The following is a 21,885-nucleotide window of genomic DNA, read 5'->3' as shown; positions in this document are numbered from 1 at the left end:
TGAAGTCTCTGTTCCACCGGATGTCTCCGTCTTGCGAATCGCCCTCTGTTGCCAGTTTGAAAAGAGACGGAGGTAAGGCAATGACGAAGGTTAAAGAGGAACGCTTCTGGTGGCACAAGCCGCTGCGCGTCATCCAGCCCAACATGCAGGTCCGGGATACCACCTGCATCGACCCGCCCCGGTTAGCCGCACAGCTGAAGGAGATGGGGGCTAACGCGATGGTTTTCAATACGGGAGGTATATATGCCTGGTATGATACGCAGGTTCCGTACCATACCGTGAACGGATATCTCCCGGAGGGGCGCGATCTCCTCGGAGAGCTTGTCACGGCCTGTCACCTTGAAGATCTTCGCTTTATAGCCCGGTTCGATTTCAGCAAAGCGGATGACAGCGTGTACCTCCGGCGGCCGGAATGGTTTGTTCGCAAAGAGAGCGGCCGTCCGGAAATCATCGGGGCCGAACGGCCCGGACCGTGGCCGCTCTTGATGTCGACCTGCATCAATGGCGGCTACCGCAATGCGGATGTCGCGGTTCCGGTGCTCCGGGAGGCACTGTCGCGGTATCCGATCGACGGTATTTTTTTCAATAACCCCGGTTATGTGTTCTGCCGCTGTGAGCGGTGCCGTCGCAAATACGCGGAACGGTACGGCAAAGACCTCCCGGACTCCCCGCAGGAGATGGAGCCGGGTTTTGCTGCAACATGCTTCGATGACAATATGGAAGCGATGTATGGCCTGATCAAGCGGGAGAGGCCGGAGGTGCCCATGATTCTATACTACAACCTCCACCGCGACAATCTGTCGAAGCGCGTTCAGATCACTGATATGCTGTGTACGGAGCCGCAGGATGTGCTATCGCTCGGCCACGCACGGATCCCTGAATTCTGGAAGCCGGCTCTCAGCATCAAGGTGGGGAGGTCGGTTCCGGGCAGGCCGGCTCCGTTTGGCATCGTGCATTCCTGCCCGGGCATGGACTGGCGCCATACCGGGCTTCCGGTAGCGGAATACCGCTTCTGGCTGGCCCAAATTCCGGCCAACGGCGGTCAGATCTGGCATTCCGTCACGGGCATACCCGATACGATCGAAGACAAGCGGATTTTGAAGATCGTAGCCGAGCTGAATCATCATGCCGCCAAGCTGGATGCTTATATGGACGGGGCCGTATCGGCTGCGGAAACCGCCCTGCTCTGGAACGAGCGCGGCGAGGCGCAGAGCTGGGCCGAAACGATGATAAACCGGCAAATCCCGTTTGACGTGCTGCTTCCCCAGAGCAGGAAGGATTGGGAGCTGGGCCGCTACCGCGTTGTACTGATTCCCGAGGGAACGGGATTTACCCCGTCCTTGATCAACGACTTGCGTTCGTACGTACATGGTGGGGGACAACTGCTAACGGAAGGGGCGCTTCCTTCCGCTGCAGCCGATGCCGGCGTAAAGCCGTTACATGACCTGCTCGGCATTTCGGATGAAGTCTTCAAAAGCGAATACCTGATTGCCTCCTATTTGCGGTTTCAGGAGCTGCCTTGCGAGATCAATCCGCTTCAACAGGGAATGGATACGACTTCGTTGATCGCACACCGCGGTTATGTGACCTATGCTCATCCGCGGAATGACGGGGTACGGGTGCTGGCGACGCTGGTGCCGCCGTTTTCTCCGCAGGAAAGCGTGGGAGCGCCGCCGGAACGGGCATCGTTGCCAGTATCCCGTACCGAACTGCCGCTTGCGCTGGAGCATTCGTGGGGTGCCGGCCGCGCCATGTATTTCACGTTCTCGCTGGGTACGCTGCTTCGTGAATTCAAGCTGCCCGAGCACGAGATGCTGCTGGCTAACGCAATCGACCATTTGCTCGACGGGAAGCCGCAGCTGTCGGTAACGCCGTATCCCGGACTGCAGGCGACCCTCTTCCGAAGCGGCAGTGATCTGCTGCTCCACTTCGTGAACGGAGCCGGCCGCCGGCCGCTTGCAGCTGCGCTGCCTCTGCACGACATCGAGGTCCGGCTGAGACCGGGGACTAGTTGGCCTACGGGTAACGGCTTTAAACTAGAAACGCTGATCAGCGGAGGCTGTATAGAAGGATCCTCAGCGAACGACGTATTGAACTTCACCTTGCCGCGGCTGGAGGTTTGGGAGTGCATCCGGATCCCGCTGAATCCCACCGTTACCGCTGTTGGGGAAGGATAGAGGAATCGGGAGGACGAAGTATAACAGGGTGTAGGATCATCCGTAGAGAGTTGCGGATGGCACAGAGATCCGCAGGGCAGTTCCTGCCGCGGGAACCGGAGGTGAAATCGTGAAGTCTCTTTGGCAGCATATTCAGGCATCGTTCCTCCGCTGGTTCTCCGCGAACCGCTATCTGAAGCGTCTGATTTGGCTCGGATGTCTGTCGGCCGTAATTCCGGTGATCCTAGCCGGAAGCGCGTACTATCATTTCTCCATGAAAAAGCTGACGGTCCAATTCCAGGAAAATAATATGGCGTCCTTGATGCAGCTGAAGGATCGCGTCGAAAATATCATAACGAGCATCGAGCATGAATCGCTTCAGCTTGCCAGCGGTCCGCTGATTCGCAGCGCGCTGGAAAATCCCGAATATGAGACGGACTACATGCAGCAATTGGATATGCTCAAGCTGTTTCAGCTGCACAAAAATACCAATAACCTGATCGAAGACATCCTGTTTTATGATGTTCGGCACAGGCTGCTCCTGTCGCATTCCTATGGCCTGGTCCACCTGGACGGCTATAAAGGAAAAGAAGATATTGAGCAAGCCCTGGCGAGGGAAGGCGGAGCGAGGTGGATGCACCTCCCGATATCGTCGGAGAACGGATACATCTCTTACGTCCGCCATCTTCCCGTTATGGTGCAGGGCCAACCGAGAGGCACCATCCTAATACAGGTAAAAGAGGAATCGCTTCGCAGCCTTTTGAACAATTATTCCCTTTCCCTGGAGGAGCAGTCGCTGGCCATTCTGGACTCCGATCACCGGGTCCTGCTGCATACGGATGGACGCAGCGAGATCGGCAAAACCGCGGATGAAGACGCCATTTTGAAATCTCTGGTAGAGAGCGGGGAAACGTCCAGCCATGACGTGATGACCGGGGAGGACGGCAAGGAACTGATCGCTTTTTACAAGACGTCCATGGGCCGTCTATACGTGTCCCGGATGCCGGAGCGGGAGATGATCGAGCAATTGAGGTGGATTCGCGTCCTGCTCGTCATGTCGGTGTCCGTCTTCATGCTGATCGCGGTATTGCTCACCTGGTTTTCGTCCAAAATCGCGTACAATCCGATCCAGCAGCTACTTCGTTACGGGGAGCATTTGAGAAGAAACGGCAGGAGCGGGGTGGATAGCTCCGTCAAAGAGAATGAAATCGAGTACATCCGCTCCTCCCTTAGCTACTTGAACGAGCAGGCAGAATCCCTGAACAGCTATATTCGAAAAATTCAACCGGATTTACGGGAACGGTTTCTGCAGCGTTTGCTGCTGTCCGGAAGCTCTTGGCGGTACGGCATACTGGAGGAGGGGTGCGCGAAGCACAAGATCCCGATGAACAGACCATATGCTACGATGGTGGTGAAAGTCGAGAATCCGGTGAAAAAACGATTCTTGCCTAACGAAGGTCCGGTTATCGTGTTTGCGGTCAAAAACGTCATGTCCGAGCTTCTGGCAAACAACCGGCAGCTGGAGGGCTACGTGGTGGACCGGGAGGATCGTGAAGCTGCGGCGATCCTGAGGCCGGGAGAGTCCGGGGCTTCCTCCCAGGAGTTCCGAAGCCTCCTCGCATGTTATGCGGAATCCGTCAGCCAGTCCCTGGTGCGCTATCTTTCTTTCTCCGCGTCCATCGGCATCGGCAATACTGGTGCATTGAGCCGGGCGGCAGAATCCTATAAGGAGGCGCAGCTTGCTCTGCAATATCGCTTGTTCCATGATGCGGATACCGTACTGTTCTATGAAGACATGATCCGCATCGAGCGTAATCCCGTGTTCATGTATCCGAAGGACATCGAATCGGAGATGATCGAATATTTGTGGAACGGAGATCTGCCGAAGGCCGAGGCGTCGCTTCATGAATTTTCCCGGCGGATTCGGGTGTCGGAATCGTACAACGTGACCTCCCAGAGCTATTACGTGCTGCTCTCGGCCATTGTCCAGTCGATGGAGGAGAAAGGTCCCGGCGTGCTGGAGCTGCTGGGGGGTAATCTGTTCGATCAGCTGAAGGAGAACCAGACCTCCCGAGAAATGCATGACTGGTTCATCGGCGTCCTGTTCCCGCTGTACCAGGAAATCAGCCATGACCTGCGCACCCGATCCACCCGCCTGATCGTTCAGCGGGTATGCGGCCATATCAGCCGTCATCCCGATGGTGCTCATTCACTGGCGGAATGCGCCGAGCTGGTGGGTGTGAGCCCGTCGTACCTCAGCCGGCTGTTCAAGAAGGAGATGGGCGTATCCTATGTCGAATATGTCATGAACTTCAAAGTGCAGAAGGCGAAACAGCTGCTAAAAGACACGGATTACACGGTCATGGAGATTGCTGAAATCGTCGGTTATTCCGAACGGAACCTGAACAGGGCCTTTCAGCGTTTCGTGCAGATGTCTCCACGGCAGTATCGGCTATCGGTAAGATAGGAAAACCAATGAAACAGGATTAGGCTTATACAGAAAAAGGAGAGGATCACATAATGACAATCGCACCGAAACAAACGACCGTAGGATTTATCGGCTTGGGCGTAATGGGCCACAGTATGGCGGGGAATATTCGGAGCGCCGGCTACTCGCTTCACGTTTACACGCGAACCGCCTCCAAGGCGGAGCGGCTGGTGTCGGACGGCGCCGTTTGGCACGATACTCCGGCAAAGTTGGCGCAGGCCTGCGACGTAATCATTACGATGGTGGGTTACCCGAAGGATGTCGAGGAACTCTATTTAAAGCCGGAAGGACTGGTGGCGCATGCTAGGGAAGGGACATATCTGATCGATATGACGACGTCCAGTCCGCAGCTTGCCCGCCGCATTTATGAAGTCGCCTGTTCGAATGGGCTCCATGCTATGGATGCTCCGGTCTCTGGCGGTGACGTGGGTGCTCGTGAAGCGAGGCTGTCCATTATGATTGGCGGGGAAGAGGGAGACGTCAAGGCGGTGCAGCCGCTGCTGTCGACGATGGGAAGCAATATCGTCCACCAAGGGCAAGCCGGCGCCGGGCAGCATACGAAGATGTGCAACCAGATCGCCATTGCCTCTAACATGATGGGAGTCTGCGAGGCGATGGCCTATGCGGAGAGCGCCGGATTGGATCCCGAAACCGTGCTCAAGAGCATCGAGAGCGGAGCGGCGGGCAGCTGGTCTCTTAGCAATCTGGCTCCGCGCATGATTGCTGGGAATCTGGAGCCGGGTTTCTATATCAAGCATTTCATCAAGGATATGGGAATCGCACTGGAATCCGCTAAGGCGATGAACTTGGTTACACCGGGCTTGTCCCTAGCTGAATCGCTGTACAGCCAGCTGGCCGAGAAGGGATTTGAGGATAAAGGCACGCAGGCTTTGATTAGATATTATATGGGTGAATGAGATTCGGATTCATTTGCCTCAATAACATAAACAGTCTCGATTTCTTCCGGTAGGACGGATTGAGGCTGTTATTTATTTTGACTTAGGGAAACTTATCAGGATAAGTCATGGAATCCTCAAGCAGGCGGAAAACGATTCAAGATTCTAGCGCTAGCCTGTAGATGATGCTACGATATGATGTATATTGAATGTTAATTGGAACTGGAGGTCATTCTTACATATGAAAGACATGAATGAATACGATACCTTTATTCAAATAGCCGAAGACTGCCCTGTCAGCGAGGCTGTCATTCCGAAAGCAAAAGGCGAGTCTAAGACCATACCGGTGATTCAGTATGAGATGCTATCGAACCACCCATACCAATACACGCAAGAGGATGTGTTGTTCGAAGTGTTTGCTGAGCGCAATCATATCTCGGAAACGGAAAGGGAAGCCGCTCGCGAGAAGTTTTTTTCGAAAGGGCAGCCATGTCTCCGAACCTCGTCCTTAGGAAAGCGCTATGGCTGGGGGATTCATCATGACGCTGAAGGGAAAGTCGCGATCTATGCTGTAGAGTCAGACGAATACCTCAGATTCATGAACGATAACAGCATAACTCAATGTAAAGCGATGCGCTCAAAGAAAGCCTAGGGGATGCACCGGAAGGATAAACTTTAACGGTAACTGAACTCAATTAGGAAAGCTTCTCTATCATATACGTGCATACCAAGTCGCCTGATAGGCGGCTTTTTTTGTTTGCCAAAAAGAAACGAGTTTCATTCCAAAGATTTAATTTTCAATTAACAAAAACCTGCATTCTATTCAATTATTCTTTTTTAAAATCAATCACGTAGGGTTATTAAACCGGTTTAATGATCAAGCGCAATCCATCAGAATCTGCTAGAGAAAGGAACAACGATAGATGGCTACCATTGATGACGTCGCCAGAATGGCTGGAGTTTCCAAGGGGACCGTGTCCAGTGTGTTCAGCAAAAAAAGGCCGATCAGCCAACAAGTGACGGAACGGGTACTGGAGGTAGCCCAAGAGCTGGGATATTTTCCGAATCACCTGGCCCGGAGCCTGGCGATCAAGCGAACGATGAGCATCGGCCTCAAGATACCTCTCCCGCCTGATGGGACGATGACGGCATTCGATACTCAGCTGATAAACGGTGTCATTAAGGAATGCTCCAAGCAAGGGTACCGCCTAGTTCTGGACACCTTGCCCGAGCAGGAGGATCCCACATTATATTCGCAGGATCCTGTCGATGGCGTCATTCTGCTCAACCCCCGGAAAAATGATTTGCGAATTCAACGGTACCTGATGATGGGCACTCCTTTAGTGCTGGTGGGGCGGTCGGACCCTTATGACGATACGATCAGTTACGTGGATAACAACAATACCAACGTGGCTCAACAGGTTGGAGATTATTTGCTCCGGGGCGGACATCAAACCGTGCTCTTCCTGAATGCATCCTCCGATATGACCGTGTCCTATGATCGAAAACATGGCTTGGCGGAGGCATATAGCCAACACGGCCTGCCGATGCCCGAAGAGTATGTGGTGTACTATGACCACAAGCTGCATGCCAACGGCACGGAATACGGATATATGTCCATCATGAACACCTATGGAAACATGAACTATACGGCAGTCATTACGGATACGGATCGAGTGGCGCTTGGCGTGCTGAGGGCTGCCAGGGAGCTGGATATCGAGGTGCCCGAACAGCTATCGGTCATCGCTCTCAGCAATGATGCTATTCTGGCTCAGGATATGAATCCAAAGCTGACATCCGTGGAATTGTCGGCAGAGACGCTCGGAGCGGAAGCGGCCAAGCTGTTGTTCGAGAAAATAAGCGATAAACGTATCCACAGGCAAATCATCATACCCGCACAGCTGGTTGTAAGGGAATCCTGTAAATTTCTATCTTAACGACAATGAAGGAGTGGTTAGCTTGGTAAAAAGAAACAAGATCATGAGTGCAATCATGGCTGTATCTCTGTTCGGCGGGCTGCTTGCGGGGTGTTCCCCGAACGCAGGCAGCAGTACACAGGAAGGCGGCAATGCCGCGTCCCAGGCTGCATCGAATGCCGAAGAACGCACGCTCAAAATCATGACGGGTGTCATCGGCGGCAAAACGCCTGAAGAGAACACGCAGTTCGAGCAGGAAATCGAGCGTCTAACCGGTATCAAGGTAACGATGAACAAGCCGGCGGCTGACTATGACCAGAAGCTGCTGGCAGCCATCGCTTCCGGGGAAAAGTTCGATCTGCTGCAGATCAGCAAAGAAAAAATGTCCACTTTTATAGATCAAGGAATCCTTACGCCGTTGACCAATCAAGTGAACGGCTCCAAGGTGCTTTCGGATCCCAATGTCATTCCCGCCAAGGAGTGGGAACAAGTCAAGACGAAGGATGGCGAGATCTACGGCGTGTTCACCAAGTACCAAGGCGGAACGATGCCGATCGTTCGCAAGGACTGGCTGGACAAATTAAATCTGCCCGAGCCTGAAACCCTGGACGATTATTACAACGTCCTCAAAGCTTTCACCGAACAAGATCCGGACGGCAACGGCAAGAAAGACACGTACGGACTCAGCACGGCCGGCATGTACGAACTGCAGGGCTTCTTCAGCGCCGCAGGCCTGAAACAACGATACGTGGAAACCGCTGACGGCAAGCTGGACGTTCCGTATTCCACGGATGCGGCCATCCCGGTTTATGAATGGCTGAACAAGCTGTTTGAGGAAGGCATTCTGGATCCGAACTTCACCACGAATGACACCGGTAAAATGCGCGACCTATTCCTTGCGGACCGCGTTGGCATGATTACGTATTGGGACGCTTGGGTAGGCATGCTGAACAACACGCGTCATGAACAAGACCCGAATACGGAATTCGAAGCGAAGGGCTTGCCTGGTGCTGCCGATGCAAACGGCAACCACATGCTGCGCAGGGGCGATCCGGACGTATGGGTTATTCCCGTGAATGCGGAGCATCCGAAAACAGCCTTCGAATTCATTGAATGGTGGCATTCGGAGGAAGGGATTACCCTGGGCAGTCTAGGGATCAAGGATGTGGATTACACGGTTGACAACGGCAAGTATACGCTGACGCAAACCGGCAAAGAGCATGCTTCCGACCATGGCGTTCCTTTCTGGTACAACCGTAACGTCGAAGCGCCTTTCGGTAAACTCCCGGGCGTGCAGGAAGCGCAGGATCTCGTCGATCAATACGCTGCTTTGGAATTAACGCCTTCCCATTGGGCGGATGCCGAGAAGATCATCAATGAACATTCCTTCAAAGCGATCATGGGCGAGGTGCCGGCAGCCGACGCCGTAAAGAAAATGCGGGAAGCACTGAAAGCCGGCGGGTATATCGATTAAAGCTTTAAGAGCGGGGGCGGTGATTACGCCGCTCCGTCTTTATTTTTCGATCATGGTGGTGATATTCCGTGAAAGCCATATTCAAATACAAAACCCTATATTTTATGATGCTTCCCATCTTGGCCTATTTCCTCATCTTTTCCTTTTATCCGCTGGCTCGGGGACTAGCCATCAGCTTTCAAGATTACCGGCTGATCGGAGACCGGCCCTTTATCGGTTTCGATAACTATCTGAGGGTACTGAAGGATCCGGTATTTTGGGAAGTTTTTCAGAATACGATTGTGATCGGAGCCGGAGGCTTTATCATCAACTTCTTTTTGCCGCTGATTCTTGCGCTCTCCTTAAATGAAGTGGCTTCCGCCTGGTTCAAAAAAATGACCCAGATGATCGTCTATTTACCTCATTTATTCTCTTGGGTGGTCGTAGGGGGGATGTGGATTCTGCTGTTGTCTCCGGATACAGGCATCGTGAACCAGATCATTCAGCTATTCGGCGGCCAGTCGGTCGGGTTCCTCTCTTCGGATCGTTATGCCCGCATCGTCATGATCCTTACTTCAGGTTGGAAGGAGATGGGGTATACCTGCATTATGTATTTGGCCGCCATCGTAAACATTAATCCCTCGCTGTATGAGGCTGCTAGCATGGACGGCGCCAGTCGATGGCAGAAGGTCCGTTACGTTACCGTTCCGATGCTTCGTTCCATCATGAAAGTGGTCATCATGTTAAATGTATTGGGTATCCTGCGTTTATTCGATCAAATATTCGTGATGAGTAATGGCGCCATTGCCAAGAAAGTTGACGTCATTATGATGTACACCTATCAAAAAGGGATATTGGAATTTAGCGTTGGACCTGCAACGGCGGCCGGCTTCCTGGTGATTTTGGCAACATTCACGCTGACGTATGTAACAAGAGCGGTGATCCGCTACGATGAAGGGTGAGTCGGTATATGAAATCGATGAATAAAATAAGCCTGCCTGGCCGTTTGTTTGATACGATCAATGTTCTGTTCCTCCTTTTGCTCGTTTTAACTATGGTTATTCCGTTTATAAATACACTCGCGCTTGCATTCTCATCCAATTTTGCTTCCATGCAGCCGGGGATCATACTCTGGCCCAAGGAATTCAGCCTCGAGGGATTCTCCACCGTATGGAACCGCATGAAGCTTTATTTGCCTTTTACGAACAATGTCATTGTGACCGTTGTCGGTACCTTAGGTCATGTCTTCCTAAGTTCCATGGCGGGCTATGTCCTGATACAGAAAGGTCTTCCCGGAAAAAAGTGGATGTTATCCGCGATCCTGCTGACGATGATGATTCCAAGCGAGGCGATCATGATCCCGCTGTATATCGTGAATCAGGATTTAGGACTGCTTAACACGCTGTCCTCATTGATACTTTCGGGTTTCGTCTCCGGCTTCAGCGTCGTGCTCATGCGAAATTTCTTTTTGAGCGTTCCCTACGAGATGTCGGAATCGGCCCGGATCGATGGTGCGGGGGATCTTCGGATCTTCTTTACGATGTATTTGCCGCTTGCGAGCGCAGGACTGGCAACGGTCACGCTGTTTGAGTTTGTCAGTCGCTGGAACCAATTCACGCCGGCTGTGCTCTATATTAACGACTCGTCCAAATATACGCTGCAAATCGCGCTGAAATCGCTCATCGTCGATACCGATTCGACCTCGAGCAATTTCATGATCACGACCAATGTCCGAATGGCGGGGATTGTCATTGCCTTGCTCCCGCTCATCATCATCTACCCATATGTGCAAAAATATTTTGTCAAAGGAATGTTTGTCGGCGCAAATAAAGAATAGGCAGAGAAGAGGAGGAAGCAATATGGCACAACTCGAGCGGAAGATCAGCACATCGGTTTTCAAACGATACATTGAGCATTCGGAACAAAGCTCGTACATTGAAATTCCGTTCCAAATGCCACCGGATGTCGAAGAAATCCACGTAAGCTTTCTGGTGGATTCCCATGGCGGCGCCCCCGCCGAAGCGGTTATTGATCTAGGAATACGGGACGCGGAGATAGTAAGAGGCTGGAGCGGAGGGGCTCGTCAGGAATTCAATATCGGTCCGAATACAGCCACTCCGGGTTATCTGCCCGGACGGTTGGTCACAGGTGAATGGGCTATTCTCCATAATGCCTACAAGGTGCCCGCTCAGGGTTGTTTGGTCACGATCGAAATCGAATTTACCTACAAGACATGGCGCTGGCTGAAGGGAGACCTTCACACGCATAGCGTTCATAGCGACGGCTCTTATACGCTGGAAGAAAATGCGGCCATCATGGAAAGCCTGGGCTGCGATTTTATGGCTATGACCGATCATAATACGAGCAGCCAGAACCTTGCTTATCCGAGAGGGACCTCTGTGCTTATGATACCGGGTACGGAGTTTACGACGAATTATGGTCATAGTAATTTCCTTGGCGTGACGAGCCCCATGGATGATTTTCGCGTATCGGGCATATCCGATGTTCGCGAGAAGTTTCGAGTCGCCCGCGAGCGGGGGGCCAAGATTGTGCTGAACCATACGCACTGTGATCACTGCCCGTGGGAGTGGGATTTCGATGTGGATTACGACGGGGTAGAAATTTGGAACGGGCCATGGAGAGAGCACAACAGACGCGCGCTTTCTTGGTGGCAGGAACAGCTTGTCGCAGGGAGACGCCTGGTAGCCGTAGGCGGAAGCGATGTGCATCGCCCGGATTCCTATGTGAAGCATGCGATGCCATGCGTATGGGTCTGGACCCATGAAAAAACGGTGGAAGGCGTTCTAAACGGTATTAAGGATGGCCGCGTCGTGATTACCAATTCGCCTGACGGCCCTTTTGCCAACCTTCAGTGCGGTGACTACGGCATTGGTGATGAAGTGCCATATGAGCAAGCCGTTCACGAGGTGGTCGTTCAACTGGATGATTTAATGGCGGGCGATCTGATTCGCCTTTACAGCGAGCGGGGTCTTGAGGAAGAAACCGCTGTGGACTCGGAAGGTGGAGTTATACTAAATTTTGACGCTAAGCATAGAAGCTTCTTACGGGCAGAGGTTTGGCGGCAGTTCGGACAGGCGGCTGGCATGTCGATGGCGGCCGTGACAAACCCCATCTATTTTGCTTCGAATGGAGGTACGGTGAAAATAACGGATTAAAAAATACTGGAATGTTCGTTCCAGATAGTTTATACTCGTGTTGAGAAGGAGGATGTATGAATGGGACGGACCAAAGAATTTGACCGTGAGCAGGTGCTTCGCAAAGCGATGATCGTTTTTTGGGAGAAAGGGTACGAGGGGGCAAGCATACCGGATTTATTGCAATCCATGGAATTAAGCAGATCCAGCATGTACGAAACGTTTCAGGATAAACAGACGCTTTATTATGAGGCCATCCAGCAATACAAAAAAATGTCGCAAAAAAAACGCGATCTGATGAACCAAGCCCCTTCTGCGATCACCGGGATCCGCCAATATTTTGAGCTGCATATCACGAACGCGTTTGCGACGCACGGTGAAGCTTATCCGAACGGATGTCTGATTACGAACGCTTCCGTGGGTCTGGATGCCATGGATGAGCCCTTGCAGAATACGATTCGCCAGAGCTTTACGGAGCTCGAGCAGCTGTTCTACGAGAAATTAAAAAAGGGACAGGAAACGGGTGAAATTTCCCCCGAGAAAGACATAAAAATGTTATCGTTCCTGCTGCTTAATCTCAATCACAGCATCAATGTGATGGCCAGGATACAAAGCGACAGCGATAAGGTCCGCGGCATGATGAACGCCGTTATCGAGTCGCTGTAAAGCTTTTTTTTCATCATTCCGGAACGATCATTCCAATTGATTCCTCCTTGCTTAAGCATGGAGGGGGAACGTATTCTCATTTTGGAATGAACGTTCCAATATAGTTACACTATCATTTTTATAATAAAAGGAGTGCTTATTATGAATGCAAATGGACATGCAAAGGGAAAGTTGGAGATCACCGCATCGCCCTGGATTATGTTGATTCTTGCTGTTGCGTGCGGCTTGATTGTTGCCAATCTTTACTATACGCAGCCTTTAGTTGAGTCCATCAGCTCATCTATTGGATTATCTTCAGGAGCAGCGGGGGTCATCGTCACGCTGACCCAAATCGGCTACGGGATCGGCTTGCTGTCCATCGTTCCTTTGGGAGATTTGCTCGAAAATCGCAAATTGGTGGTTACGCTGCTGATTCTGACGGCCGTGGTTTTAATCTTTGCTGCCGCAGCCCGAAACGCCGCTTTGTTTCTTGCCGCCTCCTTGTTTATCGGCGTGGGGTCCGTTGCGGCCCAGATCTTGGTCCCATATGCAGCGCATCTCTCCCCGGAGGAGACGAGAGGACGTAATGTCGGTAATGTCATGAGCGGGCTGCTGTTAGGAATCATGCTGGCCCGTCCGGTTTCGAGTTTGGTGGAAAATTATTTCGGCTGGCACGCTATCTTTCTGATTTCATCCGCCATTCTCTTCGTATTGGCTCTGGTTTTGATCAAAGTATTGCCGGCAAGAAAGCCGCAGACGTCCGATCAATATCCGGCTATCATCTCATCCATGCTGCGGCTGCTGAAAACGACGCCGATTCTACGTCGCAGGGCGCTGTATCACGCTTTTCTGTTCGGGACGTTCAGTCTGTTCTGGACAACGGTTCCGCTTGTATTAACAAGTCCGCTGTATCATTTTTCCTCTGCAGGCGTTGCGTTGTTTGCTTTGGCGGGGGTATCAGGCGCGGCCGCCGCGCCTCTTGCCGGCCGTTTTGCGGATAAGGGCCTGATCCGGCCTGCAACCGGAATATCCATCGTGCTGGTGATACTATCCGGACTTTTGCCGATCGTGTTTGCCGGCGATTCTCTGCTCTCTATCGTAATCCTGGTGCTCGCCGCCATCCTGCTGGATATGGGCGTGTCCGCCAATTTGGTGTTGGGACAACGCGCGATCTTCACTTTGGGAGCCGAGGTACGGAGCCGGCTGAACGGCTTGTATATGGCGATCTTTTTTGCCGGCGGGGCCATAGGCTCCGCAGCAGGGGGATGGGCATACGCTATGGGCGGCTGGAAAGCGGCAATGTGGCTAGGCGTTCTTTTTCCGGCCTTGGCATTGATCTACTTTCTGACGGAACGCAAGGTGGAGCGCGGCAGCAAATAAGAAAAGGCGATACATGTTTTCATCAAGCGTTTTATAGGATAACTTAGAAATATTCTGTAGGATATATGGATCGCGGATAACGCATAATGAGCAATTAAGAAGAAATGTCGCCTGGCGTTAAACGTTATAATGAGTGTAATTCGCGGTAGCGAGATCATACGAAAGGGTGGGACGATGTCAGAAACCGAAGATGCTCAGAAAATCCATTGGAAAAGGAACATCATTCTCTTTTTAAGCAGCCAAACACTTTCGCTGTTCGGGTCTGCCTTGGTTCAATATGCCATTATGTGGCACATTACGCTGACGACGCAGTCGGGCATCATGATGACGCTGTATATTATTTGCGGATTCATTCCGACGTTCCTGCTGTCGCCTTTTGCCGGGGTATGGGCGGACCGCTTCAACCGTAAAACGCTCATTATGATCGCGGATTCTATGATCGCGGTGGTTACGCTGATGTTGGCCATTACGTTTATGCTTGGCTATCAGGCGGTTTGGCTGCTGTTTATCATTTCCGCCGTACGCGCGCTCGGGGCCGGGATTCAGACTCCAGCGGTCGGAGCCATATTGCCTCAAATCGTGCCGCAAGATAAGCTGACGAAAGTAAACGGTATTAACGGCAGCCTACAAGCGCTGATCATGTTCGTAGCGCCCATCGTCAGCGCGGGATTGCTCACTGTAGCAACGATCGAGGCGATTTTTTTTATCGACGTAGTTACGGCTGCGATCGCGATCTTTACATTGTTTGTCTTTCTCAAAATTCCGCTGCACAAAAAGGCGTCGGACACCCAAAGCACGGGTTATCTGGACGACTTCAAAGAGGGCTTGGTCTACATTAAACAGCATGCTTTTCTCAAGTCGTTTTTTATCTTCTTCGCCTTTTTCTTCGTGCTTATGGCGCCTGCTGCCTTTCTGACTCCGCTGCAGGTTACCCGCAGCTTCGGGGACGATGTATGGCGCTTGACGGCAATCGAGATCGCGTTTTCCGTCGGCATGATGGCTGGAGGGGGGATCATTGCTTCCTGGGGCGGCTTTAAAAATAAAGTGTACACGATGGCTATAGCCAGCTTCGTCATGGCCGTGTCCACGTTTGCGCTCGGCATTGTGCCTGTATTCTGGATTTACTTGGCCATCATGGCTGTATTCGGAGTAGCGATGCCCATATTTAATACGCCAACGACCGTCATGCTGCAGGAGAAGGTGGATGAAAATTATCTGGGCCGTATATTCGGTGTCTTCGGGATGATTTCGACTTCCATGATGCCCATCGGGATGCTGATATTCGGTCCGCTTGCCGACGTGGTCAAAATCGAATGGCTGCTGATCGGTACGGGGCTGTTGATGCTAATACTTACTGTTTTCTTCATGCGCAATAAGCGATTGGTTGAAGCGGGCATGCCGCTGCCGCAGGAAGAAGCCTCACCGAATTAGTTTACCGGATCTCATCTCAGTAACATATAAAGCCGCATGACATATGCGGTTTTTTTGTTCTTTACGCATGATTAAGCCGTTTTGTATACCAGGTAAAGTAGTATATCATAGGGATAACATAGATTAAGATGAAACATGTGTGCAGGGGGGCTTATGAAAAAAGCAAACGCTAACTTAATGAAAGAAATCAATTTAAATATTGTCCGCAAAGCCATGAAGCGAGTAGAAACGGCGACGAAGCCCCAATTGGCCTCATTGACCAAGCTGAGTGTGGTTACGGTGAATTCGTTGGTCAAGGAGCTGTATGAGCTTGGGGAATTGTTTGAAGACGATATCGTTCCGTCCAACGGCGGGAGGCCCGCGCTAACCTATAGATATAATTATAATTTCAGCCTGGCTCTTGTCGTTTATTTGAAGGAGAAACAGGGAGAAGAGCTGATCTCGGCAACCGTCGTGAATTTGGAAAATGATCAGTTGGCCAAAGAAGAATACACCATGCCTGTATTTGATCGACAGCGCTTCTATGAAATCATTGAGCATTACATTGGGCTTTATCCCTCCATCAAGGTGATTGGTATCGGCATTCCGGGACAGGCCGTCAATGGAGAAATTACGGTAAGCAGTCATCGAGAATTAACCGGGTTTCGCATGATTGAAGAGATCGAATCTCAATTTGGGCTGCCCGTAATGGTCGAGAATGATGTGAATGCTGCCATTAGCGGTTATTCGATGAAGGAGGATTTGGAAGGTGACCAGTGCGTGCTAGGCATGTACTTCCCTATGAAATATCCGCCTGGCCTAGCTATTTATCTCGATGGGAGGATCGTTAAAGGGAAGAACGGCATGTCGGGCGAGATCAAATTTCTGCCCATTGGCCTGGATTGGAGTCAAGACATGACAACGGAGAAGTTTGTGCATGCTGTGTGTAAAATCATACATACTGTTAATGCCGTCCTGGCACCTGACAAAATCGTGATATATCAATACCGAATGGAGGCGGAAGCCTGGTCTCAGGCTTGGGAAACTTATCGGCTTCAACATCCCATGCCTTCTTATCCTGAAGTGGTGTTGAAGCAGACGTTTCAAGAGGACTTTGAAGCAGGCATGCGCTGGCTAACCCTGCAAGAATTGGAACCGACCCTTGATCTTGCAGTTGACCGGAACCCTCGGAATTGATATTCCGAGGGTTTTTTGAGTTTTGAATCTTGACAAAAAAAAGATGCTGCTGCATATTAAATAAATACACTTTATAAAGAAGATTTATTTAGTGAAACAAAGATGTATTTACATGGGGAGAAGGTGTACGCTTGGCAACTTGGTTTTTGATTATCATTTATCTGGCTTTTATTAGTTTGGGACTACCCGATTCTTTACTAGGATCCGCCTGGCCGGTGATATGGCCCGACATTGGGTCTTCCGTCGGCTCTGCAGGCATCGTGTCCATGGTTATTGCAGGAGGAACCATTGTTTCGAGTCTGGCAAGCGGCTCTATGATAAAGCGGTTAGGAACAGGGAGAATCACCCTGTTCAGCTGCTTCCTGACTGCAGGAGCTCTGCTTGGTTTCTCCTTGGCTCCCTCTATGGCTTGGCTTGTCGTTTTGGCCATTCCACTGGGTTTAGGGGCGGGTGCTGTGGATGCTGCTTTGAATCATTATGTTGCTGAGAATTATAAGGCGCATCATATGAACTGGTTACATTGCTTTTGGGGTGTCGGGGCAACAATGGGGCCCATTATTATGTCCTCTTACATTGCAGATCATAACTCCTGGAGAAGCGGATATACAACTGTATCCATAATCCAGTTCTCGCTTGTAATCATTTTGCTCATTACGCTCCCGTTATGGAAACGCGTCGCAGCAATGCGGGAGATTGACCGGCCGCAAGCCGAAAGCGTAGTCGATAATGAAAAGCGCCAACAGGAGCAGATCGTAAAAACAGGCATATTTCGAATCAGAGGCGTTAAACCAACACTTACGGCATTTTTATTCTATTGTGGAGTCGAAACCACGGTGGGGTTGTGGGGAGCTAGTTACCTTGTCGGTGCTAAACATATTTCAGCCGATACGGCTGCCATATGGATTTCTTTATATTACGGAGGTATTACGCTAGGAAGACTGATTACCGGCTTTATCACGCTGAAGGTTGCCAATCGTCTGTTGATCCGCTATGGACAGCTCATCACCATTCTAGGTGGGATTATCCTTGTGCTACCTCTTAGTGCTTCCTTTTCTCTGACGGGATTTATGCTGATTGGACTTGGCCTTGCGCCCATTTATCCTGGACTTCTTCATGAAACGCCTTCTCGGTTCGGAAAAGAACATTCGGCCAAGCTGATGGGTTATCAAATGGCCGTCGCCTATACGGGGACCACGCTGCTTCCCCCCATGTTTGGATTGGTCGCTTCGCAGACAAGCATCGGATTGTTCCCATCCGTTGTCCTTGCCTTCCTCATCTTCATGTGGCTGAGCGCCGAGAAAGTGAACCGAATTTTGAGCAGTGAAGCGAAACAAGTGCCGTAATTGTTGGCGTCCTCCACATGATAATTTAAAGTTTACCCAATTAATATTATGTCAACTAATCGAAAAGACAGAAGGCTGCCGAAGAGGCAGCCTTCTGTTCATTGTCGTATGGAAAATAACTTTACGCACCATGATTCGCGAATTTCTGACACTAGCCAGTCTTTGCATTTGGGTTATCCAAAATATTGAGACCTTACCCTAAATATGGAACCTATTCATCAGATTAGGAATTCGATAGAATGAAGACGTCCTCAGCTGTAAGCGTTTTCCTGCAGGTGCTATTGCTGAGAGCACACAATATGAACAAGGGAGGGTATTCATGAAGAGATCTTACACGACGGAAAGGCGGTACTTGCAAAAGGGATTGAGTTTGTTCTTCGCGGTTGTCATGCTGGCTAGTGTCGGATTATGGCCAGCTTCGAAGGTCGAGGCAGCAGATACTTCGGTGACCTCGATGGATTACTTTTCGGCGGCTGACGGACCGGTCATCTCCAAATCAGGAGTCGGACAGGCCAGCTATGGCTTTGTTATGCCCATATTCAACGGAGGCGCAGCTACTTGGAATGATGTAGCCCAAGACGTGGGCGTCAAAGTGAAAGTGGGCGGCAGCTGGGTCGATATCGATAGTGTGAGCAGCTTTATTTATAATCAGAATTGGGGACATTGGAGCGACGGAGGATTTACAGGTTATTGGTTCACGCTTTCTGCAACGACGGAGATTCAGCTGTACTCGAAAGCGAATGGGGTTACCCTGGATTACAGGCTGGTGTTTCAGAACATTAACAAAACCACGATCACGGCCATGACGCCGACCCAAGGGCCGCAGATTACTGCTAGCTTTACGGGGGGCGCCGGTTTTACCTACCCTACGTTCAATAACGATCCGGCCGTGACCTATGCAGCCGTCGCTGATGATTTGAAGGTGTATGTGAAGCCTGTTAACAGCAGTGCTTGGATTGACATCGACAACAACGCTGCAAGCGGCTGGATCTATGACCAAAACTTCGGACAATTCACGGACGGAGGCGGCGGGTATTGGTTTACCGTAACGGAGTCGATCCACGTCAAATTGGAATCGAAAACGTCCGGAGTTAACGTCGTGTATACCATCACTTTTAATGAAGCCGTACGAAATTCGTATGTCATTACGCCTTATGAGGGAACGACCTTTACGGCAGATGCTAACGGTTCTATCGGCATTCCGCTGCCTAAGATTGACGGGGGAGCGCCGATAGGTAAGGAGCTTGATAATTTCGTTTACCAGATTAACGTCAACGGGCAGTGGGTTGAGCTGGGGAATTCCGGCCAGAGCGGATTTACATACGCTGCCAATGGCTACAACAACATGTCCGATGCGAATCAGTGGGGATACTGGGCCGATTATATTTACGGCCTGTGGTTTCAGCCCATCCAAGAAGATATGCAGATCCGGATCGGCTATCCCTTGAACGGGCTAAAGGGAGGCAGCGTGGGCAGCAATTACGTTAACTACACATTGATCGGCAATCCCGATGCTCCTCGTCCGGATGTAAGCGACCAAGAGGATATTGCTATCGGGACACCAAGCGACCCGGCCATCCAAGGCATGAATCTCATTTGGCAGGATGAATTTAACGGCACGACATTGGACACAAGCAAATGGAACTATGAACAAGGTTACTATCTCAATGATGATCCAAACACCTGGGGCTGGGGCAACGCGGAGCTGCAGCATTATACCGATAGTGCGCAAAATGTGTTCGTGCAGGACGGGAAGCTGAACATCCGCGCATTGAACGATCCCAAGTCTTTCCCACAAGATCCAAACCGGTATGCCCAATATTCCTCCGGTAAGATTAACACGAAGAATCATTTTACCCTGAAGTACGGACGAGTCGACTTCCGTGCGAAACTGCCGACTGGCAATGGCGTATGGCCGGCACTATGGATGTTGCCGCAAGACAGCCCTTACGGAACATGGGCAGCATCCGGCGAAATCGACGTGATGGAAGCAAGAGGGAGATTGCCAGGCTCGACGAGCGGTGCCGTGCACTTCGGTGGAACATGGCCGGCGAACCAACATATTTCTGGCGAATATCATTTCCCGGAAGGGCAGAACATCAACAATGATTATCATGTCTATTCCGTCGTATGGGAAGAGGACAACATCAAATGGTATGTGGATGGCAAGTTTTTCTTCAAAGTGACGAATGAACAATGGTACTCCTTGGCCGCGCCAAACAATCCGAACGCACCTTTCGATCAGCCTTTCTACCTCATCATGAATCTGGCGCTCGGCGGAAATTTTGACGGCGGCATTTCCCCGAATCCGTCCGATATTCCTGCTACGATGCAGGTCGATTATGTGCGGGTTTATAAAGAAAACGGCAGCGGTAATCCTGGAAATGTGCCGGTTACCGGCGTCACGCTGAATCCAACCACCGCACAGGTGGAAGTGGGTCAGAGTCTTCAGTTAAACGCCGGCATAGCGCCCTCCAATGCAACGAATAAGCAGGTGACTTGGACCGTTTCGGGTGCGAGTGCTGCCTCTGTGAGCCAGGAAGGCGTCGTGACGGGGCTCGCTCCGGGTACGGCAACCGTTACGGCTACGACCGTCGACGGCCAGAAAACCGCTTCTTCCACGATCACGGTGGTACCGGCGCCATCCACCGTGATTGTCATCGGCGATGAGGTGAGGGGACTGAAAAAAATCGGCAATGACCTGCTGTTCTATATTAACGGCGCTACCTTTGCCGATCTGCATTACAAGATCAATAACGGCGGGCAGCTGAACGTAGCCATGACCCCAACGGGGAACGGCAACTATACTTACCCTGTAAACAATCTGAAGCAAGGGGACACCGTCGAGTACTTTTTCACCTATAACCCGGGACAAGGAGCCTTGGATACCCCTTGGCTCACCTATATCCATGGCGTGACCCAAGGAACGCCGGAGTAAATTGATACTTCGACAGATCATGCTTTTAACTGGAGATACGGTTATTTATTTCGGTTGCAGGAGTGCAATTCACATCCTCTAACAGGCGGGGGCGAAGTCTTACGACTTCCCTCCGTCTGTTATTTTGTTTTTTCTATAAAGCATTGCACTGGTACCGGAACTCGGCATGATGCATCGTGACGAAAAGCACAGGTTCAATAACTGCTTGTCATGAGCCATTTTTTCAGTCGTTTTACCTAACGATAAGCCTTGTATTTTGGTATAGTTATGGAAGAAGCTGCCGTGAACACTCGAAAACATTCTTGAACTTTTATGATCAACCACGAGGGAGGAGATGCGGGTGAGCAAGCGCTTTTGGTATGTCTTTTTGGCAATCTGCGTCCTGCTCCTGCTTAGCGCGACGGTATATTCGGCAAGTCAAAACCGCACCTCGTTCAAGGAGCTGGTTCTTGATCAGTTGAAGGAGTCCGGCGCGATCCGTGAGCTGGACATTGTAAGAAACCGGAACCGCCCGAACGAGCAGCGGCTGAAAATGACGGATCAAGCGGAGATTGACCGCATCGTGAACAGCTTCTCGGATCTCAAACTGCGTAAGAACAGCGTAAGGGATCACAGCGGCGACGAATATGAGATCCTGTTGAGTACCGAAAACGGGCCGACCTTCACGCTAGTCGTTTATAGTCCGGACCATATACGGATTTATAACCATTCGAGCAAGCATAAAAGATACGGCAAGGAGTATAAAATCGTAAGCGATTTCGCTCCAGGTAACCTTGAATCCTTGTTCCGGTGACATTTTATGGATGAAAGCATTCTTCGTAATGAAGAATGCTTTTTTTCAATTTCAGAATAAAAAGTATAATCAATTAACAGTAATAATATAATAAAAAACAATAATAAATTATTGT

Annotated in this window: 16 protein-coding genes; all 16 read left to right on the top strand. The window is 50.9% G+C overall.

What is annotated here, in order from left to right; translation table 11 throughout:
• Positions 1 to 80 precede the first annotated feature (80 nt).
• Positions 81 to 2,177, top strand: coding sequence for a hypothetical protein (locus M1D70_RS17345; protein ID WP_456287461.1), 2,097 nt, complete (start codon positions 81 to 83; stop codon positions 2,175 to 2,177).
• Between the two features lie 109 nt (positions 2,178 to 2,286).
• Positions 2,287 to 4,623 (top strand): helix-turn-helix domain-containing protein, encoded by a 2,337-nt coding sequence (locus tag M1D70_RS17340; protein WP_456287460.1) that lies wholly within the window; start codon positions 2,287 to 2,289, stop codon positions 4,621 to 4,623.
• Positions 4,624 to 4,676: 53 nt separating this feature from the next.
• Positions 4,677 to 5,561, top strand: coding sequence for an NAD(P)-dependent oxidoreductase (locus M1D70_RS17335; protein ID WP_456287459.1), 885 nt, complete (start codon positions 4,677 to 4,679; stop codon positions 5,559 to 5,561).
• A gap of 220 nt (positions 5,562 to 5,781) precedes the next feature.
• On the top strand, positions 5,782 to 6,192 hold the full coding sequence (locus M1D70_RS17330) for a DUF6157 family protein (RefSeq protein ID WP_456287458.1): 411 nt from the start codon (positions 5,782 to 5,784) through the stop codon (positions 6,190 to 6,192).
• 271 nt (positions 6,193 to 6,463) lie between these two features.
• Positions 6,464 to 7,477 (top strand): LacI family DNA-binding transcriptional regulator, encoded by a 1,014-nt coding sequence (locus M1D70_RS17325; protein ID WP_456287457.1) that lies wholly within the window; start codon positions 6,464 to 6,466, stop codon positions 7,475 to 7,477.
• Between the two features lie 43 nt (positions 7,478 to 7,520).
• Complete coding sequence (locus tag M1D70_RS17320) at positions 7,521 to 8,930, top strand: extracellular solute-binding protein (protein ID WP_456287456.1); 1,410 nt, start codon at positions 7,521 to 7,523, stop codon at positions 8,928 to 8,930.
• Between the two features lie 68 nt (positions 8,931 to 8,998).
• On the top strand, positions 8,999 to 9,871 hold the full coding sequence (locus tag M1D70_RS17315) for an ABC transporter permease subunit (protein ID WP_456287454.1): 873 nt from the start codon (positions 8,999 to 9,001) through the stop codon (positions 9,869 to 9,871).
• A gap of 17 nt (positions 9,872 to 9,888) precedes the next feature.
• On the top strand, positions 9,889 to 10,746 hold the full coding sequence (locus M1D70_RS17310; RefSeq protein ID WP_456287453.1) for a carbohydrate ABC transporter permease: 858 nt from the start codon (positions 9,889 to 9,891) through the stop codon (positions 10,744 to 10,746).
• A 22-nt stretch (positions 10,747 to 10,768) separates the two neighbouring features.
• Positions 10,769 to 12,085 carry a CehA/McbA family metallohydrolase gene (locus M1D70_RS17305; RefSeq protein ID WP_456287452.1) on the top strand — a complete coding sequence of 439 codons (1,317 nt, stop codon included), beginning with the start codon at positions 10,769 to 10,771 and terminating at the stop codon, positions 12,083 to 12,085.
• 60 nt (positions 12,086 to 12,145) lie between these two features.
• Positions 12,146 to 12,730, top strand: a complete 585-nt coding sequence (locus M1D70_RS17300; protein ID WP_009592537.1) for a TetR/AcrR family transcriptional regulator — start codon at positions 12,146 to 12,148, stop codon at positions 12,728 to 12,730.
• 141 nt (positions 12,731 to 12,871) lie between these two features.
• Positions 12,872 to 14,089 carry an MFS transporter gene (locus M1D70_RS17295; RefSeq protein WP_456287451.1) on the top strand — a complete coding sequence of 406 codons (1,218 nt, stop codon included), beginning with the start codon at positions 12,872 to 12,874 and terminating at the stop codon, positions 14,087 to 14,089.
• A gap of 174 nt (positions 14,090 to 14,263) precedes the next feature.
• Positions 14,264 to 15,520: an MFS transporter gene (locus M1D70_RS17290; protein WP_456287450.1), complete on the top strand. Its 1,257-nt coding sequence runs from the start codon at positions 14,264 to 14,266 to the stop codon at positions 15,518 to 15,520.
• Between the two features lie 153 nt (positions 15,521 to 15,673).
• The gene (locus M1D70_RS17285) at positions 15,674 to 16,696 is read left to right on the top strand and encodes an ROK family protein (protein ID WP_009592551.1); all 1,023 of its coding nucleotides are present in this window, start codon (positions 15,674 to 15,676) and stop codon (positions 16,694 to 16,696) included.
• 131 nt (positions 16,697 to 16,827) lie between these two features.
• Positions 16,828 to 18,039, top strand: a complete 1,212-nt coding sequence (locus M1D70_RS17280; RefSeq protein WP_456287449.1) for an MFS transporter — start codon at positions 16,828 to 16,830, stop codon at positions 18,037 to 18,039.
• 319 nt (positions 18,040 to 18,358) lie between these two features.
• A complete protein-coding gene (locus M1D70_RS17275) occupies positions 18,359 to 20,977 on the top strand; it encodes a family 16 glycosylhydrolase (RefSeq protein ID WP_456287448.1) in 2,619 nt (872 codons plus the stop codon).
• Positions 20,978 to 21,317: 340 nt separating this feature from the next.
• Positions 21,318 to 21,770 carry a hypothetical protein gene (locus M1D70_RS17270; protein ID WP_456287447.1) on the top strand — a complete coding sequence of 151 codons (453 nt, stop codon included), beginning with the start codon at positions 21,318 to 21,320 and terminating at the stop codon, positions 21,768 to 21,770.
• Positions 21,771 to 21,885: the final 115 nt, after the last annotated feature.

Source organism: Paenibacillus sp. AK002, from assembly GCF_053903045.1.
This window is presented reverse-complemented; position numbering and strand designations above follow the sequence as displayed.

Bases quoted from the DNA above. Each gene is read 5' to 3' on its own strand.
- M1D70_RS17320 (WP_456287456.1), top strand. From the start codon at position 7,521: ATGAGTGCAATCATGGCTGTATCTCTGTTCGGCGGGCTGCTTGCGGGG.
- M1D70_RS17300 (WP_009592537.1), top strand. From the start codon at position 12,146: ATGGGACGGACCAAAGAATTTGACCGTGAGCAGGTGCTTCGCAAAGCG.
- M1D70_RS17335 (WP_456287459.1), top strand. From the start codon at position 4,677: ATGACAATCGCACCGAAACAAACGACCGTAGGATTTATCGGCTTGGGC.
- M1D70_RS17310 (WP_456287453.1), top strand. From the start codon at position 9,889: ATGAATAAAATAAGCCTGCCTGGCCGTTTGTTTGATACGATCAATGTT.
- M1D70_RS17295 (WP_456287451.1), top strand. From the start codon at position 12,872: ATGAATGCAAATGGACATGCAAAGGGAAAGTTGGAGATCACCGCATCG.
- M1D70_RS17325 (WP_456287457.1), top strand. From the start codon at position 6,464: ATGGCTACCATTGATGACGTCGCCAGAATGGCTGGAGTTTCCAAGGGG.
- M1D70_RS17305 (WP_456287452.1), top strand. From the start codon at position 10,769: ATGGCACAACTCGAGCGGAAGATCAGCACATCGGTTTTCAAACGATAC.
- M1D70_RS17290 (WP_456287450.1), top strand. From the start codon at position 14,264: ATGTCAGAAACCGAAGATGCTCAGAAAATCCATTGGAAAAGGAACATC.
- M1D70_RS17275 (WP_456287448.1), top strand. From the start codon at position 18,359: ATGAAGAGATCTTACACGACGGAAAGGCGGTACTTGCAAAAGGGATTG.
- M1D70_RS17330 (WP_456287458.1), top strand. From the start codon at position 5,782: ATGAAAGACATGAATGAATACGATACCTTTATTCAAATAGCCGAAGAC.
- M1D70_RS17285 (WP_009592551.1), top strand. From the start codon at position 15,674: ATGAAAAAAGCAAACGCTAACTTAATGAAAGAAATCAATTTAAATATT.
- M1D70_RS17345 (WP_456287461.1), top strand. From the start codon at position 81: ATGACGAAGGTTAAAGAGGAACGCTTCTGGTGGCACAAGCCGCTGCGC.